Annotated in this window: 16 protein-coding genes and 1 riboswitch; of the genes, 8 read left to right on the plus strand and 8 right to left on the minus strand. The window is 72.7% G+C overall.

The window, feature by feature from the left end; genetic code table 11:
• Nucleotides 1-39 precede the first annotated feature (39 nt).
• Both E4V99_RS02125 and E4V99_RS02130 read left to right on the plus strand, forming a co-directional pair.
• Nucleotides 40-837, plus strand: coding sequence for a transglutaminase family protein (locus tag E4V99_RS02125; RefSeq protein WP_135063956.1), 798 nt, complete (start codon nt 40-42; stop codon nt 835-837).
• Between the two features lie 37 nt (nt 838-874).
• Complete coding sequence (locus E4V99_RS02130) at nt 875-1,504, plus strand: hypothetical protein (protein ID WP_135116300.1); 630 nt, start codon at nt 875-877, stop codon at nt 1,502-1,504.
• Between the two features lie 105 nt (nt 1,505-1,609).
• Here the strand turns inward: E4V99_RS02130 and E4V99_RS02135 are convergent, their stop codons facing one another.
• Complete coding sequence (locus E4V99_RS02135) at nt 1,610-2,491, minus strand: bifunctional methylenetetrahydrofolate dehydrogenase/methenyltetrahydrofolate cyclohydrolase (protein ID WP_135116301.1); 882 nt, start codon at nt 2,489-2,491, stop codon at nt 1,610-1,612.
• 175 nt (nt 2,492-2,666) lie between these two features.
• Nucleotides 2,667-3,941, minus strand: a complete 1,275-nt coding sequence (gene glyA, locus E4V99_RS02140) for a serine hydroxymethyltransferase (protein ID WP_135116302.1) — start codon at nt 3,939-3,941, stop codon at nt 2,667-2,669.
• Nucleotides 3,942-3,980: 39 nt separating this feature from the next.
• Nucleotides 3,981-4,066: riboswitch (ZMP/ZTP riboswitch) on the minus strand.
• A gap of 93 nt (nt 4,067-4,159) precedes the next feature.
• Between glyA and E4V99_RS02145 the strand changes: the two genes are divergently transcribed.
• From E4V99_RS02145 to E4V99_RS02160, 4 genes are read left to right on the plus strand one after another with little or no spacing between them, the layout of a single operon-like run.
• The gene (locus tag E4V99_RS02145; RefSeq protein WP_135116303.1) at nt 4,160-5,665 is read left to right on the plus strand and encodes a beta-N-acetylhexosaminidase; all 1,506 of its coding nucleotides are present in this window, start codon (nt 4,160-4,162) and stop codon (nt 5,663-5,665) included.
• Nucleotides 5,662-6,807 (plus strand): N-acetylglucosamine-6-phosphate deacetylase, encoded by a 1,146-nt coding sequence (gene nagA, locus E4V99_RS02150; protein ID WP_135116304.1) that lies wholly within the window; start codon nt 5,662-5,664, stop codon nt 6,805-6,807. The genes E4V99_RS02145 and nagA overlap by 4 nt, the downstream gene beginning before the upstream one ends.
• 36 nt (nt 6,808-6,843) lie before the next feature.
• Nucleotides 6,844-7,230, plus strand: a complete 387-nt coding sequence (locus E4V99_RS02155; protein ID WP_135116305.1) for a YrdB family protein — start codon at nt 6,844-6,846, stop codon at nt 7,228-7,230.
• Nucleotides 7,227-8,591, plus strand: coding sequence for an FAD-linked oxidase C-terminal domain-containing protein (locus E4V99_RS02160; protein WP_245233098.1), 1,365 nt, complete (start codon nt 7,227-7,229; stop codon nt 8,589-8,591). The genes E4V99_RS02155 and E4V99_RS02160 overlap by 4 nt, the downstream gene beginning before the upstream one ends.
• Nucleotides 8,592-8,610: 19 nt before the next feature.
• On the opposite strand, the gene nagB is transcribed toward E4V99_RS02160, so the two are convergent.
• From nagB to E4V99_RS02190, 6 genes are read right to left on the minus strand one after another with little or no spacing between them, the layout of a single operon-like run.
• Nucleotides 8,611-9,390 (minus strand): glucosamine-6-phosphate deaminase, encoded by a 780-nt coding sequence (gene nagB, locus E4V99_RS02165; RefSeq protein WP_135116307.1) that lies wholly within the window; start codon nt 9,388-9,390, stop codon nt 8,611-8,613.
• The gene (locus E4V99_RS02170) at nt 9,383-10,336 is read right to left on the minus strand and encodes an ROK family protein (protein ID WP_245233099.1); all 954 of its coding nucleotides are present in this window, start codon (nt 10,334-10,336) and stop codon (nt 9,383-9,385) included. Before E4V99_RS02170 ends, nagB begins: the two co-directional genes overlap by 8 nt.
• The gene (locus tag E4V99_RS02175) at nt 10,336-11,187 is read right to left on the minus strand and encodes a carbohydrate ABC transporter permease (RefSeq protein WP_240742811.1); all 852 of its coding nucleotides are present in this window, start codon (nt 11,185-11,187) and stop codon (nt 10,336-10,338) included. Before E4V99_RS02175 ends, E4V99_RS02170 begins: the two co-directional genes overlap by 1 nt.
• On the minus strand, nt 11,184-12,173 hold the full coding sequence (locus E4V99_RS02180; RefSeq protein ID WP_135063930.1) for a sugar ABC transporter permease: 990 nt from the start codon (nt 12,171-12,173) through the stop codon (nt 11,184-11,186). Before E4V99_RS02180 ends, E4V99_RS02175 begins: the two co-directional genes overlap by 4 nt.
• A gap of 25 nt (nt 12,174-12,198) precedes the next feature.
• Nucleotides 12,199-13,434, minus strand: a complete 1,236-nt coding sequence (locus E4V99_RS02185) for an extracellular solute-binding protein (RefSeq protein ID WP_135063927.1) — start codon at nt 13,432-13,434, stop codon at nt 12,199-12,201.
• 50 nt (nt 13,435-13,484) lie between these two features.
• On the minus strand, nt 13,485-14,636 hold the full coding sequence (locus tag E4V99_RS02190) for an ROK family transcriptional regulator (RefSeq protein ID WP_135063924.1): 1,152 nt from the start codon (nt 14,634-14,636) through the stop codon (nt 13,485-13,487).
• A 145-nt stretch (nt 14,637-14,781) separates the two neighbouring features.
• On the opposite strand from E4V99_RS02190, the gene E4V99_RS02195 reads away from it, so the two are divergent.
• A complete protein-coding gene (locus E4V99_RS02195; RefSeq protein WP_135116308.1) occupies nt 14,782-15,252 on the plus strand; it encodes a hypothetical protein in 471 nt (156 codons plus the stop codon).
• Nucleotides 15,253-15,324: 72 nt separating this feature from the next.
• Entirely contained in the window at nt 15,325-16,773 is a 1,449-nt protein-coding gene (locus tag E4V99_RS02200) for a L,D-transpeptidase family protein (RefSeq protein ID WP_135116309.1), read from the plus strand.
• Nucleotides 16,774-16,791: the final 18 nt, after the last annotated feature.

Here is a 16,791-nt window from a genome sequence, read left to right on the forward strand (position 1 = left end):
AGCGGAGCCGCGTGCACGGATCCGTGCCACGCTGGCATCATGCAGCGGGATGTCGCCAGCACCATCGTCCTGGACGTGACCGAAGCGGCCGACCTCGTGTTCGCGGTCGCCGTCTCCTCCGTGTACCCCTCCGCCACCGAGCGGCTCGTGGCGTCACTGGACGGCGCGGAAGTCGATGTCGAGGAGCTCCCTGACGCGCACGGCACGCGCCTGCACCGCATCCGGTGCGGAACGGGGCGGCTGGAGGTGTCGTACACCGCGCGCGTCGACGAGCCCGCCGGCGATCTGCCGACCTCACCGACCGACCTCCTCGTGTACACGCGGCCCAGCCGCTACGCCGAGTCCGACGCCCTGGGCCCCACCGCGTGGGCCGAGTTCTCCGGCATCCACGACCCGGCCGAGCTGCTCGCGGCGGTGTCGTCATGGGTGGGGACCGAGCTCGCGTACATGTCGGGGGCGAGTCTGCCCACCGACGGCGCGGTGCGGACCCTCCTGAACCGGCGGGGAGTGTGCCGCGACTTCGCGCACCTGTGCGTCGCGCTGCTGCGTGCGCGGGACGTCCCGGCGCGCGTGGTGTCGGTCTACGCGCCGGGTCTGGCGCCGATGGACTTCCACGCCGTCGCCGAGGCGTGGGTGGACGGCGCGTGGCAGGTCGTGGACGCCACGACCCTCGCGCCGCGCTCGTCGCTCGTGCGGATCGCGACGGGGCGCGACGCGGCCGACACCGCCTTCCTCACGATCGTGGGCGGTCGCGCGACGCTCACCGACATCACCGTGACGGCGGTGGTGGACGCTCTCCCGAGCGATGACGTCACCCGGTTGGTGCAGCTGCGCTGACCGCGACGGCGGCCGCATCCTGTGTCAGGCTGGGAGCATGAGGGCCTGGATCATCCGCTTCGCTTCGCTGTACGTGTTCGACGTCGTCGTGCTGCTGGTCATCGGCGCGCTCGTGCCGGGCGTGCGCGTCGGCCTGGCCGCACTGTGGGCCGGGGCCGTGCTCGCGGCTGCGACGATCTGGCTGAAGCCGCTGATCCACCGCTGGTTCCGCTCGATGGCGGCACGGTCGGCTGCGCAGCGGTCGTGGCTGGCCGAGAAGCTCGTGCAATACGTCGTCGTGCTGGGCGTCGCCGCGATCATCTGGGTCCTGCTCGTACTCTTCACGGGCGTCAATGTGCGCGGCTTCGTGTTCGGCTGGTTCGTGCCGCCGATCTTCCTGCTGATCGCGTGGGCGATCTACGACCTCGTCGACGACCGCATCGAGGCCCGCGCGGCGGAGCTGTACGACCGCGCCACGGCCGGCCGTCGTGCCACGACCGGCCCCGACGTCCGCGGCTCGGTGCCGCCTGTGCCGCCGGCTTCCGGCGGCTTCGCCCCGCCCGCCCCCGGGTCGGCCGGGTTCACCCCGCCGCCCGCGCCCCGGTCCGCCGCATCCGGGTCCGCCGCATCCGCCCGCCGCAACGAGGGTCTCACCGACGAGCAGCGCCGCATGCTCGACGACCTCTGACCCCACCCCCCACCGCGAGACTGCAGCGCACCGGCGAGACCGCGGCTTTATGTCGCGGTCTCGCCGGTGGCGTGCAGTCTCGCGGAGGGGCGGGGGCGGCGCGGGTCAGGATGCGGCGCGCTCGGCGGCCTCCACGACGTTGGTCATGAGCAGGGCCACGGTCATCGGGCCCACGCCGCCGGGGTTGGGCGAGAGCCATCCGGCGACCTCGGCGACATCCGGGGCGACATCGCCGTAGACGCGGCTCTTGCCCGTCTCGGGATCGGTCTCGCGCGTGACGCCGACGTCGAGCACGGCGGCTCCCGGCTTGACGTCCTCGGCGCGCACGATGTGCTTGACGCCCGCGGCGGCCACGATGACGTCGGCCTGGCGGAGGTGGTGCGACAGGTCGGCGGTGCCGGTGTGGGTGAGGGTCACGGTGGCGTTGATCTCGCGCCGCGTGAGCAGCAGCCCGATGGAGCGGCCGATCGTGACGCCGCGGCCGACGACCACGACGTCCTTGCCGGACAGGTCGTAGCCGTTGCGCTGCAGCAGCTCGATGACGCCGCGGGGCGTGCACGGCAGCGGCGTCGTGATGGGGCCGTTGACGTTGAGCACGAGGCGCCCGAGGTTGGTGGGGTGCAGCCCGTCGGCGTCCTTCGCGGGATCGATCCGCTCGAGGATCGCGTCGGTGTCCAGGTGCTTGGGCAGCGGCAGCTGCACGATGTACCCGTGGCACGCGGGATCGGCGTTGAGCGCGTCGATCGCGGCCTCGACCTCTTCCTGCGTCGACTCGGCGGGAAGCTCCACCTGGATCGAGTTCATGCCGATGGCCTCGGAGTCGCGGTGCTTCATCCCCACGTACAGCTGCGAGGCGGGATCGGCCCCCACGAGCACCGTGGCGATCCCGGGGGTCACCCCGCGTTCCTTGAGCGCTGCGACGCGCTCGGCCAGTTCGGTCTTGATCTGCGCTGCGGCGGCTTTGCCGTCCAGTCGTACAGCCGTCATCCGTAATCCTCTCTGATTGGTCCGCGGCTCCGCGAGACTGCTTGCCGCTGACGAGACCTTGACATCATGTCGCGGTCTGGCCGGTGACGTGCAGTCTCGCGGATGGCGCGGGGCGCGGTGCGCGGGGTGGGGCGGGTGGTGCGGGTAGGGCGGGCGCGCCGGGTCCTGGGCGGGGTCAGGCCGACAGGCCGGGGTACAGCGGGAACGCGGCGGTCAGGGCGGCCACGCGCATCCGCAGCGCCTCGACGTCGGCGCCGGGCAGGAGCGCCTGCGCGAGGACGTCGGCGACCTCGGTGAACTCGGCGTCGCCGAAGCCGCGCGTCGCGAGGGCGGGCGTGCCGATCCGCAGCCCCGAGGTCACCATCGGCGGCCGCGGGTCGTGCGGGACGGCGTTGCGGTTGACCGTGATGTGGATCTCGTGCAACAGGTCTTCGGCCTGCTTGCCGTCGATCTCGGCGTCCCGGAGGTCGACGAGCACGAGGTGCACGTCGGTGCCGCCCGAGCGCACCGAGATGCCGGCGGCCGCGACATCCGGCTGCGACAGGCGCTCGGCGATGATCGCGGCGCCGCGGATGGTGCGCTCCTGACGCTCCCGGAACTCCGGCGTCGCGGCGAGCTTGAACGCCGTCGCCTTGGCCGCGATCACGTGCATGAGCGGGCCACCCTGCTGGCCGGGGAAGACCGCGGTGTTGATCTTCTTCGCCAGCTCGGGGTCGTTGGTGAGGATGAAGCCCGACCGCGGCCCGCCGATCGTCTTGTGCACCGTGGAGGACACCACGTGCGCGTGCGGCACGGGGTTGGGGTGCAGGCCCGCGGCCACGAGGCCGGCGAAGTGCGCCATGTCGACCCACAGCAGCGCGCCCACCTCGTCGGCGATCTCCCGGAACCGCGCGAAGTCGAGCTGGCGGGGGTAGGCCGACCACCCGGCGATGATGACCTTCGGCTGATGCTCGACGGCCAGGCGGTGGACCTCGTCCATGTCGATGAGGGACGTCTCGGTGTCGACGCCGTACGCGACGATGTTGTACAGCCGGCCGGAGAAGTTGATCTTCATGCCGTGCGTGAGGTGGCCGCCCTGGTCCAGCGACAGACCCAGGAGCGTGTCGCCGGGGCGGGCGATCGCGTGCAGCACGGCGGCGTTGGCGGTGGCGCCCGAGTGCGGCTGCACGTTGGCGAACTCCGCGCCGAACAGCGCCTTGGCGCGGGCGATGGCGAGCTCCTCGGCGACGTCGACTTCTTCGCAGCCGCCGTAGTAGCGGCGCCCGGGGTAGCCCTCTGCGTACTTGTTCGTCAGCACGGAGCCCTGCGACTGCAGCACCGAGACGGGCACGAAGTTCTCGGATGCGATCATCTCGAGGTATCCGCGCTGGCGGTCGAGCTCGCGCTCGAGAACCTGGGCGATCTCCGGATCGACTTCGGCAAGGGGGGCGTTGAAATACGGGTCGGACACGGGAGTCTCCTCGACGTCGGCTGCGGAATGGGAAAGTCCTACATCGGCCCAGGCGTGCGGTCGAATGCCGTCGTTCGGTCGCTCCCCGGTGGTTCCCCACCTCAACGCCAGTTGCGACCAGCCCAGCGTACCGCCTCGGGGATACAGTGGGGAAACGCCGCACTGCCACCGGCGTCAGACGCAAGCCGAGGCCGCCCCGCCGGCCGCGAAGGAGCATCGTGCCGACACCGACCGTGGTGCCGTTCCCCGCCGCCCTGCGCACGCGCGAGGGCACCCCGTTCCCCCTCGCCGGCGCGACCGTCGCGGGGGATGCCGGTGCGGCCGCCGAACTGTCCCGCCTCGTGCGGGCTCGCACGGGCATCGAGCCGGCCCGCGCGGCATCCGGCAGCATCCGCCTGCGCGTCGCCGCGGATGGGCCGGACGACCCGGCTGCGCCGGAGTCCTACGTCCTCACCGTCGAGGAGGCGTCGGTCACCGTCACGGGTGCGGATGCGGCGGGGCTGTTCTACGGCGTGCAGACCCTCGCCCAGCTGCTCCGTCAGCAGGAGGGCGCGTGGGTGCTCCCGCCGGTGGAGATCGAGGATGCCCCGCGGTTCGCCTACCGGGGCGTGATGCTGGATGTCGCACGCCACTTCTTCGGCGTCCAGGCGGTCATGTCGTTCATCGACCGCGCGGCCTCGCTCAAGTGCAACCACCTGCACCTGCACCTCACCGACGACCAGGGCTGGCGCCTGCAGCTGCGCTCCCGCCCCGAGCTGACCGCCCGCGCGGCGGGCACGGCGGTGGGCGGGGACGACGGCGGCTTCTACACGCAGGAGGACTACGCGCGGATCCTCGCGCACGCGGCATCCCGGCACGTCACGATCGTGCCCGAGATCGACATCCCCGGTCACACGCACGCGGTGGGCCTGGCCTACCCCGACATCGCCGCCGACCCCGTTCTCACCGACGAGGTGCGCGCCGACGCAGAGGCGGCCGGCGCGGCGGTGCCCGTCGCCGGGCAGCCCTACACCGGCATCGCGGTGGGATTCTCGTCCCTGCGGATCGGCGACGCACGCACCGACGCCTTTCTCGCCGACGTGTTCGGCGAGCTCGCCGCCCTCACCCCGGGCCCATACCTGCACCTCGGCGGCGACGAGGCACTGGGGACCGACCGCGCCGACTACGCCGCGGTCATCGCGCGCACGGTCGGCATCATCGCCGCCGCCGGCAAGACCGCGATCGCGTGGCACGAGGCCGCCGCCGTCGAGCCGCTGCCGGCCGGGCTCGTCGCGCAGTACTGGGGCTTCGTCACCCCGAGCCCCTCGACGACGGCCGCCCGGGCGTCGTCGGTGATCCTCTCCCCCTCGGATGCCGCATACCTCGACATGAAGCCCGATGCCGACTTCCCGCTCGGCCTGATGTGGGCGGACGGCCCCACGAGCGTTCAGCGCGCCTACGAGTGGGAGCCGGCGGGACTCCTGCCGGGGGTGGAGCCCGGCGACATCCTCGGGGTCGAGGCGCCGCTGTGGACCGAGACGGTGCGGACGCCGGCCGACATCGATGCACTGGTGTTCCCGCGCCTGGCCGCCGTCGCCGAGATCGGCTGGTCCCCCGCCCCGTCGGCGAGCGCCGCACGCACGTGGGAGTCGTTCCGCGCGCGTGTGGGGGGCCTGGGGCCTCTGTGGTCGGCGCTGGGGATCGCCTTCACCGCCTCGCCCGAGATCCCGTGGCAGAGCGAATGAGCACGATCGTCCATTCCGCGTCGCTCATCGACGGCGGCACGCGCACGGATGCGGCGTGGGTGCGCTTCGCCGACGGCCGCGTCGCCGAGCACGGCACGGGAAGCACGTGGCGCCACGCCCCCGCCGACACCGTCGTGGATGCGGCGGAGCTCGCCGGCCCGGGAGCGATCCTCTCACCCGGGTTCGTCGACATCCACGGGCACGGTGGCGGTGGGTTCGCCTTCGACGACGGGGCCGACGCCATCCGCGCCGCCCGCGCGCTGCACCGCCGCCACGGCACGACGAGCGCCGTCGTGTCGCTGGTGACCGCACCCCTCGACGACCTCGTCCGGCGCACGCGCCTGATCGCCGAGCTCACCCGCGCCGACGGCGACATCCTCGGCTCCCATCTGGAGGGCCCGTTCCTCGACCCCGGCCACCGCGGTGCGCACGACCCCGCCGCCCTGGCCTCCCCCGTCGTCGTCGACGCCCTGCTGGCGGCGGGCGGGGGAACCGTGCGCCAGGTCACGATCGCCCCCGAGCTGCCCGGCGCCTTCGACGCCATCCGCGAGCTGACGGCGGCCGGCGCGGTCGCGGCGATCGGGCACACCGGCGCGGATGCGGCGCTGACGGCTGCTGCGTTCGACGCCGGCGCCCGCATCCTGACGCACGTGTTCAACGCGATGCCGGGTCTGCACCACCGCGCGCCGGGACCCGCCGGCGCCGCCCTGACGGATGAGCGTGTGACCGTCGAGCTCATCGCCGACGGCGTGCACGTGCACCCCGAGCTCGTCCGGATCGCGTTCGCGGCGGCGCCGGGGCGGATCGCCCTGGTCAGCGACGCGATGGCCGCCACGGGGGTGGGCGATGGCCGGTACACCCTCGGCGGGCTCGACGTCGAGGTCTCCGGCGGCGTCGCGCGCCTGGCCGACGGTGGCGCGATCGCGGGGTCGACCCTCACGCAGGACCAGGCGGTGCGCACGGCGGTGGCAGCCGGAGTGGGCCTGGCCGACGCGCTGCGCGCGGTCACGGCCACGCCGGCCCAGGCCATCGGCGCGCCCGAGGTGGGACACCTGCGCCCGGGTGCCCGCGCCGACGCCGTGCTCCTGGACGCCGACCTGACCGTGCGCGCGGTGTGGGCCGCCGGGGCACCCGTCCCCTGAGCGTTCGCGCGGCAGGCCCGCCGTAGAATGAGGGCCATGACCGACACCCCGTACGTGCGTCCCGAAGCCCCGGCAGAACCGGGCACGCGGCCCGCTGTCTCGGTCGTGGAGGTCATCTCCGTCCTGTGCGGCCTGGTCGCCTTCGGAACCCTCGCCCTGTGGGGCTTCACCGCCTGGGCCTTCCCCTGGAACCTCGTGTTCGGCATCGGCGCACCCGTGGTCGCGATCCTGATCTGGGCGCTGTTCGTCTCCCCGCGCGCCGTGCTGGCGGTGCATCCCTTCATCCGCGCCGTGGTCGAACTGCTCGTGTACCTGTCGGCCACGATCGCATGGTGGAGCATGGGGCAGCCGTGGATCGGGCTCGGCTACGGCGTCGTCGCCGTGGCGTTCGGGCTGGTCACCGGACGCCGGCGCCTGTCGTGAGCTCCGACGTCGTCGCGCGGCTCGTCGCCGAGCTGGGCGACCGCGTCGACACGACGCCCGACGCGCTGCACGCCGCCCGCGCCGACAAGTCCGGGCACGCCGCCGCCGGCCTGCCGCTGGCCGTCGTGCACGCCGGATCGGTCGCCGACGTGCAGGCGGTTCTGCGGATCGCCTCCGCGACCGGGACGCCGGTGGTCCCCCGCGGCGCGGGGACGGGACTGGCCGGCGCCGCCAACACCGGTGAGGGCGAGATCTCCCTGTCGCTGCGCGGAATGGACCGCATCCTCGAGGTGCGCCGTGACGACCTGCTCGCCGTCGTCGAACCGGGGATCATCAACGCCGATCTGAACGCGGTCCTCGCCGAACAGGGCCTGTGGTGGGCGCCCGACCCCGCCAGCCGCGACATCTCCACCGTCGGCGGCAACATCGCCACGGGCGCCGGCGGGCTGCTGTGCGCCAAGTACGGCGTCGTGCGCGACGCGGTCCTCGGCGTCGACCTCGTGCTCGCCGACGGACGGCTCCTGCGCCTCGGCCACCGCAGCGTGAAGGGCGTCACGGGTCTCGACCTCACGTCCCTCGTGATCGGATCGGAGGGCGTGCTGGGCGTCGTGGTCGCCGCGACGCTGAAGCTGCGGCGGCTCATCCCCGGCGAGGTGCGCACGCTGTCTGCGACCTTCCCCGATGTGCGCACGGCCGCCGTCGCCTCCGCCGCCGTGACCGCCTCGGGTGTGCAGCCGGCGATCATGGAACTCATGGATGCGACGAGCCTCGCCCGCACCCACGCCTACCTGGGGCTGCCCGCCCCCGCCCCCGGCGCCGCGCAGCTGCTCGTGCAGACCGACGGTCCGGCCGCGACGGCCGAGGCCGACGCGATCGCGGCGACGCTCGTGGCAGCCGGCGGCGTCGTCGTGGTCGCCGCCGACGAGGCGCAGGCCGCTCACCTCCTCTCCATCCGCCGCTCGATGCATCCGGCGTGGGAGACGGCGGGCACGACGCTCATCGAAGACGTCTCGGTGCCCCGCAGCGCGCTGCCGGCGATGTTCGACGTGATCGCCGATCTGGAGCGCCGCTACGGTATCGCGATCCCCACCGTGGCCCATGCCGGCGACGGCAACCTGCACCCCAACTTCGTCGTCCCCGGTCCCGAGGTGCCCGAGGAGATCTGGCAGGCGGCGGGCGAGCTGTTCCAGGCCGCCCTCGCCCTGGGCGGCACCCTCACCGGCGAGCACGGCGTCGGCGTGCTCAAACGGCGGTGGCTCGCCGACGAGCTGGGCGGGGATCAGTGGGAGCTGCAGCGGCAGATCGCCCACGTGTTCGATCCGGCCGGCATCCTCAACCCCGGCAAGGTCTTCGCCCCCTGACCGACGCGCCGCCGGAGCGTCAGAGGCCCTGCCAGGCCGGCTTGTGCGCGTAGGTCTCGCGGTAGTAGTCGGCGAAGCGGAGCCCCGCGGCGGCCTCCTCGTCGATCACGACGGTGACGCGGGGGTGCAGCTGGATCGCGGAGCCGGGCAGCGACGCGGTCACGGGGCCCTCGACGGCTCCGGCGACCGCCTCGGCCTTGCCCGACCCGAAGGCGAGCAGCACGAGGTGGCGCGCATCCAGGATCGTCCCGAGTCCCTGCGTGATGCAGTGGCGCGGCACCTCGTCGACGTCGTCGAAGAAGCGCGCGTTGTCCTCCCGGGTCTGGCGGGTGAGGGTCTTCACGCGCGTGCGGGAGGCGAACGACGACCCCGGCTCGTTGAACCCGATGTGGCCGTCGGTGCCGATGCCCAGCAGCTGGAGGTCGATTCCGCCGGCGGCGGCGATGGCCTGCTCGTACTTCTCCCCCGCCTCCGCGATCCCCTCCACCGACCCATCGGGGACGTGCACGCGCCGCGGGTCCAGGCCCAGCGGCTCGACGACCTCGCGCCGGATCACGGAGCGGTAGCTCTCCGGATGCTGCGGATCCAGGCCGACGTACTCATCGAGGGCGAACGCCTGCAGGCGGGAGAGGTCGACGCCGTCCAGGCGCTCGCGCAGCGCCTCGTACACCGGCAGCGGGGTCGAGCCGGTGGCGACTCCCAGCACGGTGTCGGGGCGCTCGCGCACGAGCCGCGCCACCTCGTCGGCCACGAGGGCCCCGGCGGTCCGGCGATCGGGGACGATCACGACTTCAGCCACGACTGAGTACCTCCACTTCTGTGCCGACCAGCGCGGCACCCACCGCGGCCGCCGGCGATCCGGCCGGCAGCACCCTCAGGCGCTCGGCCACCCCCACCGACCGCAGGAACTCCGACCCCGCAGCGCTGTCGTGCAGCGCCGCGGCGACGTCGTCGGTCAAGCGCGGGCCGAGTGCGGTGAGTCCGCCGCCCAGAACGACCGTATCGGCATCCGTGGTCAGCACGAGAATCCGCACCGCCGCCGCGATCCCGGCGACCACGTCGCGGCGCAGCGCGCGAGCGCGTTCGTCACCGGCCTCCGCGGCGTCGAACACCGCGCGCACGGGATGCGCCGCGGCCGTGCCCCACCGTGCGGCCACGGATGCTCCGCCGGCGAGCGCTTCGATGCATCCGCGCTGACCGCACGCGCAGGGCGGCCCCGCGGGGTCGACCGAGACGTGGCCCACCTCGCCGGCGGCCCCGCGGGAGCCCCGCCACACCGCCCCGTCCACGATGAGGGCGGCGGCGATGCCCGTGCCGACGTTGAGGTAGGCCAGCGTCCCCCTTCCCCCGTGCAGGCGCCACGCCCCCGCCGCGGCCGCCTTGACGTCGTTCTCCACGCGTACCGGCACGCCGAGCGAGCCGCCGACGTGCGCGGCCAAGTCGAGCCGGTCGATGCCGAGGTTCACCGCGTGCACGACGCGTGCGCCGTCGGCATCCACCTGCCCCGGCACGCCGATGCCGATCGAGGCGACCGTGCGACCGGCCATGCGCGGGTCCGCCGTCAGCTCGGCGACGGTGGCGAGGATGCCGCGGACGGTCCCCTCCGCACCCCATCCGCTCGCGCGCCGCACGCGCGCGAGCACCGAGTCGTCGGCGGCGAGCGCGACGGCATCGGTCTTGGTCCCGCCCACGTCGAGGCCGATGCGGATGCGGGAAGCCGCCTCCGCGGGTGCGTGTGCCGGCATCAGCCCTTGACCGCCCCGGAGACCAGGCCGCTGGTCATGCGGTGCTGCACGAGAAGGAAGAACACCACCACCGGCACCGCGACGAGCGTGGACCCGGCCATGAGCTCGGCCCAGTTGATGCCGCCGTTGGGGTCGAGGAAGGTGCGCAGCCACACCGGCAGCGTCATCGCGTCGGGACGGGGATTGAGCACGAGGGCGAAGACGAACTCGTTCCAGGCCTGGATGAAGCCGAACACGCCCGTCGCGACGAGCCCCGGCGCCAGGAGCGGGAAGGTCACGCGCCAGAACGCCTGCGCGCGGCTGAGGCCGTCGACCATGCCCGCCTCCTCCAGCTCCACCGGGATCCCCTGCACGAATCCGCGCAGCGTCCAGATCGTGAAGGGGAGCACCGTGGCCACGTACACCGCGGTCAGGCCGATGACGGAGTTGAGCAGGTGCCATCCGTCCACCAGCCGGAAGATCGAGATGATCATCGCCTCGGCCGGGATCATCTGCACGATGAGGATCGCCACGAGGAAGGCCGCGCGGGATCGGAACCGGAACCGCGAGACGGCGAGGGCTGCCAGGAAGGCGACCACGAGCGCCACGAGCACCGTGAGGAGCGTGACGGCGAGCGAGTTGCCCAGCGCCGGCAGGAACGGCGCGCGGTCGGCACGGAAGATGACGCCGAGGTAATTCTCCAGCGTCGCGTTCTCCGGCCAGAACCGCAGCTCGCTGCCGCGCACCTGCCCGTTGGGCTGCAGTGAGGTGTTGACCATCCAGTACACCGGGAACGCCGAGGCCACGAACACCGCGATCGCCGCGATCCCGGCCGCGATCGAGCCCGCGCGCCGGCGGAGGCGGGGGGTCACAGCGTCTCCTCCTTCACGGTGCGGCGCACGTAGAACGCCGACAGGGCCACCAGCAGCAGCACGACGAGCACCGAGATGGCCCCGCCGACGCCGAAGTCCCCCGACCCCAGGGACACGCGGTAGATGTACACCCCGAGCGTGTTGGTCTGATCGGCGATGCCGCCGATGGACTGCAGCGAATAGATCTGCGTGAACACGCGCAGATCCCATATCACCTGCAGGATCGTCACGATCGTCAGGAGCGGCCGCAGATACGGCATCACCACGAGCAGGAACCGCTGCGTCGATCCCGCACCATCCAGCTGCGCCGCCTCCATCACCTCGTCGGGCACCTGCGTGAGGCCGGCGTAGACGGTGAACGCGACGAAGGGCACCGCGCCCCACACGATGATGACCGTCGCGACGAGGAAGAAGCTCTCCGGCGCGAGCAGCCACGAGTGCCCCTCGAACGGCAGGCCCAACCAGCGGCTGAGGATGTGATTGAGCACGCCGTACTGCGTGTCGAAGATCCAGCCCCACACGATCGTGGCCGACAGCGGCGGCATCGCCCAGGCCAGCAGGAGGCCGACGGACACGAGCGTGCGCAGCGCCGTCCCGAGGCGCCGCATGAGCAGTGCGACGAGCACGCCCAGGACCATCGTCAGCACGACGCACACCGCCGCGAACGCCAGCGAGCGCGACAGCACGCGCCAGAACTCCGGATCCGTCAGCACCGCGACGTAGTTGCCGGCACCGATGAACTCTGCCGGCGCGCCGAAGACCTGCGCGCGCCCGAACTCCTGGAACGACATGATCACCAGTTGCAGGAGCGGCCACGCCGACAGCGCCGCCAGGACGATGAGCGCCGGCGTCAGCAGCGCGTACGGGGTCCATCCCCCGCGCCTCCCGCGCCGCCGGGCGGGAGAGGCGCGGGGCGTGGGGGCGACCAGCCGCTCCCCGTCCACGCCGCTGACGGCGGGGGCGGGGGCGGTGTGCACACGTGGCATGGCGAGTCCGATGTCGGGTGCGGGGTCAGCCGTTGAGGATGTCTTCGATCTTGGTGTCGACCGCTTCCGCCAGCGCGGGGAGGTCTCCGCCCTGGGCGACCTGGACGAAGAAGTCCTCCAGCACGCGGGAGGCTTCCACCTCGGCCCAGTTCGGCGACGCGGGGGTGAGCTTGGCATTGGCGGCGGCGGCCGTGAAGGCCTGGGCCTCCGGGCTGTCGCCCAGCGTCGCGGCGAGGGACTGCTTGGCCGGGATGAGGCCGTTCTCGCCGTAGATGGTCTGGAACTCGTCGCTCAGGATGATCTGCAGGGCGCTCTTGGCCAGGTCGGGGTTGGCCGAGTTGGCCGAGATGCCGATGTTGGATCCGCCGGCGAACGCCTGCGCGACGTCGCCGTCCGCGCCGGGCAGGGCGTACACGAGCGGAGCGGCGGGCGGGTCGTCGGTCTCGCACTCGCTGGCCAGGCCGAGTGCCCAGTTGGGCGCGGAGAACTGGATCGCCGCCCCCTCGCAGTACGGGGTCCACGGTTCGGCGTTGTCGCCGTCCTTCGGCGCCGTCGAGGCGGTGGTCATGAGCTGCTGCACCTGCGTGAGCCCGGCGAGGGATTCCGGTGAGGAGAACTGCGCATCCCACTCCTCGCCGTCCGGCACGGCGATCTCGCCGCCGTGCTCCCAGATGAACGGCAGCGCGTTGTACCAGTCCTGTCCGGCGAAGTACACGCCCGACATGCCCGGGTTGGCCGCGGCGAGCTCCATCCCTTGGGCGACGTACTCGTCCAGTGTCGCGGGCGGCTCGGACACGAACGCCGGGTCGGCGAAGACGACGCGCGCCCCCGAGTACAGCGGCGCAGCGTAGAACGCCCCGTCGAACGACCCTGCCTCGACGAAGCCGGGCAGCAGGTCGTCCCCGCCGAGGTCTTCGTAGATGTCGGAGATGTCCAGCAGCGCACCCACCGACGTGAAGGCAGGCGCCTGCGTGTTGCCGAACTCCACGATGTCGGGGCTGTCGGAGCTGGACAGACTCGTCGTCAGCTTGTCCACGAGGCCGTCCCACGTCTGCTCCTCGATGACGAGGGTGCTGCCGGGGTTCTCCTCTTCGAAGGTCTCCACGAGATGGTCCCTGGCCGCCTGCGGGGTGTCGGTTCCGACGAGCCACACGCGGATCTCGGCGCCGTCGCCGCCGCCGCCTCCTCCTCCGCCGGCGCAGCCGGCGAGCGCGAGCGCCGACGCGCCGGCGAGAGCGAGGGACGCGAGCTTTCTGTTCATGATGCCTTCCTTCGTCGTTGATGGTGCACGGTGGGAGTGGTCGGGTGAGTTCAGGAGACGCCGAGGCGCGCGGAGAGGACCATGACGGCTGCCCCGCGCAGGACGATGTCGTCGCCGTGCGCGGTCATCCGCACCCGCACGCCGTCGTGGAACTGCGCGAGCGTGCGCCCGCGGAGGGTCGATGCGGCCGATTCGGCGAGGGGACCGGCGAGGAGCTCGACCGGCCCCGAGAGCACGATCTCCGACAGGTCGAGTGCTCCCACGACCGGCGCGAGTGCGATGCCCAGGCGCTCGCCGGCGTCACGCAGGACGCCCTCGCGCGCGGAGCCCTGCGCCGACTCCAGCCGCGCCGACAGGGCGGGCACCGACAGCCACGCCTCGAGGCATCCGAGCTTCCCGCACACGCAGCGGGGCCCGCCGTCGGTGCCGACCGTGACGTGGCCGATCTCCCCCGCGGCGAAGCGTCCGCCGCGCAGGGGCCTGCCGCCGGCGAGGAGGCCCGAGCCCACGCCGCGCCCCACCTTCACCAGCAGCACGTCGTCGTGCGCGCCGCCGAAGGTGTATTCGGCCAGCACCGCGGCATTGGCGTCGTTGGCCACCAGAACGGGAAGACCCAGCGCGCCCGTCAGGCGCTGCTGCAGGTCCATCCGCTCCCAGCCGAAATTGGGAGCGGTCAGCACGACGCCGGCGTCGTCGACGACGCCGGGCGAGCCCACCCCCACCCCGAGGACGGGCGCGTGGGAGTCGGCGATCAGTTCCCGCGCAAGGCCGGTGACGACCTCCACGACATCCGCGTCCGCACCGGGGACGGGCACCTCGCGCCGCGCGACGATCTCCCCGCCGAGGGTGAGGACGGCGCCGAGGATCGCGGTGCTGCCGGAGAGGTCGATGCCGACGATGCGGTGGCCGGCGCGGTCCACGTCGACGAGCATGCCCGGTTTGCCGGGACGGGCGCTTTCGCGCATGCCGATCTCGGTGACGTAGCCCTCGGCCATCAGCGCGGCCACGAGGTCGGAGATCGTCACGCGCGTGAGCCCGGTCTCCCGCGCCAGGTCGGCGCGGGACATCGCCCCATCGGAGAAGAGCGTCTGCAGCACGAGCGACCGGTTGTGCGCGCGGGCCTGCTCGGGCAGCACCTTCGCCCGGGGACGCAGGGCGCGCCCCGCTCCGAACGGACGGACGGCGGCACCCGGGATGGTCATGTTTGTTAGTAGACCTTACGAACTAACCCTGGCGCAAGGACTTTCGTCACGCGCGAGCGCGGATTTACCCAGTCGTTATCACCAACGCCGGCCGCCCGCCCGCCGTCACGCCTAGGGTGGTGCACTCCTGGACCGAGGAGACCCCATGCGCCGTCGCCCTGCCCTCCGCGCGCTCCCCCTCGCGGTGGCGATCGCCCTGACCGCGGCGCTCGCCGGATGCACGGCGCCGGCCGCCGACGACTCCCCCGCGGCATCCACGCCCGCCGCCGACGCCGCCGGCAACGAAGGTCAGTCGACGTCCGACGCGTGCGCCATCGTCCAGGAGTCCATCGACGGCGCCACCGCCACGTTCGCCTCCGCCGACCCGTCCGACCCGGCATCCGTCGTCACCGCACTGGAGTCCGCCTCCGCCGAGCTCGGGACGATCTCCGCACAGGTCACGAACGACGACGTCGGAGCACTCCTCCCGCCCCTGCGGGACATGTTCGCGCAGGCGGCGGAGGCGATGGCCGCCATGGCGGAGGGCGACGTCTCCCGCGCGGGCGATATCTCCGCGCTGAGCGCTCGGTTCCAGGAGTCGGCCGCCGCATACCAGGAACTGTGCGAAACGGGATGACCGTGACCGGAATGTTGCGTCCCCGAACGGGCCGCTCCCTTACCATGGAATGACGAGAAGGGGTGCCACGACATGACGGATCTCGCCACGAGACCCGACGCCGACGAAGAGCGCGCGCACGACGCCGCCTCCTCGACCGGCGACGGTGACGCTTCCGAGTACCAGTGGGCCCCGGCCGAACCGGCTGCGCCCAAGAAGCGTGCGCTCCTGTGGATCGGCCTCCCGGCCGGTGCCACCGCCGTCGCGCTCGTGGCCGCATCCCTCGTCCTCATCGCCCCCGGCACGACCGTGGCCGGCGTGAACGTGGGCGGCTTCACCGCCGGCGCCGCCGCCGACGCCATCTCCGAACGCCTGGCCGAGACGACCCTCGTGCTGGAGGGTCCCGCGGGGGAGTTCCAGGTCACCGGCGCCGACCTGGGGGCGACTGTGGACGCCACCGCCGCCGCGGAGGCCGCCTTCTCCGAGCACCCCCTGTGGAATCCGACCACGTGGTTCCCTGCCGGCATCGACGTGCCCGTGACGCTGGACGAGTCCCGCGCGACCGAGGCGCTGCGCGCCGTCGCCGGCGACCTCTACGTCGACCCCGTGGATGCTGCGGTGTCGTTCGATCCGGCGTCGGCGAGCTACGTCGTGACCGAGGCGCAGACCGGCGAAGGCATCGACCTGACCGCCGTCCAGGAGGGTCTGCAGGGAGCATTCGACTCCGGCGCCACCACGACTTCGCTCGAGGCCGCCATCGCCCCCGTGGAAGCGGCCGCCACCACGGAGGAGGCCACCGCGATCGCGACGAGCCTCAACGGCATGCTCGATGTCGTCGGCTTCTACGTCGGCGAGGAACGCACGGTCCCGGTCGACCGCGCGGTCGCCGCGTCGTGGCTGAGCGTCACCGCCGAAGACGGCGCCTTCGCCATCGCCGCCGACCCTGCCGCGATCCAGCCCGTCGTCGACGCGCTGCCGGCCGCCGTCAACCGCGAGCCGGTCAACGCGACCGTCATCACCGACACCGCCGGCGAGGTCCTGCGCGAGCAGACCGCCGGCGTGACCGGCCGTGCCCTGGGAAGCACCGACGGGATCGCCGAGCAGTTCGCCGGCATGCTCAACGAGGGCCAGGCCGTCTTCCCCCTCACCGTCACCGAGACCGAGTTCGCCACGACGGCGCTCGTCCGCCGCATCGACGTGAACCTCAGCGCGCAGCGCACGACCCTCTTCGAGAACGACCAGGTCGTGCAGTCGTGGTCGATGTCGTCGGGCCTGCCCGGCTCCCCCACGCTTCCCGGCAGCTTCCGCATCGGCTGGAAGACGCCGATGCAGGACATGGGTTGCTTCCCCGGCGCCCCCTACTGCACCGAGAACGTGCCGTGGGTGTCGTACTTCAACGGCGATCAGGCCTTCCACGGTGCGTACTGGCACAACAACTTCGGCAACGTGATGAGCCACGGCTGCGTGAATCTCCCGGTCAGCGCCGCGAAGTTCATCTACGACTGGGCCCCTCAGGGCACGCAGGTCTCGGTTCACTACTGACCCGCTTGCAGCGCGCTA

It is taken from the genome of Microbacterium sp. dk485, assembly GCF_004570445.1.
In the GTDB taxonomy this organism is placed as follows: Bacteria; Actinomycetota; Actinomycetes; order Actinomycetales; family Microbacteriaceae; genus Microbacterium; species Microbacterium wangchenii.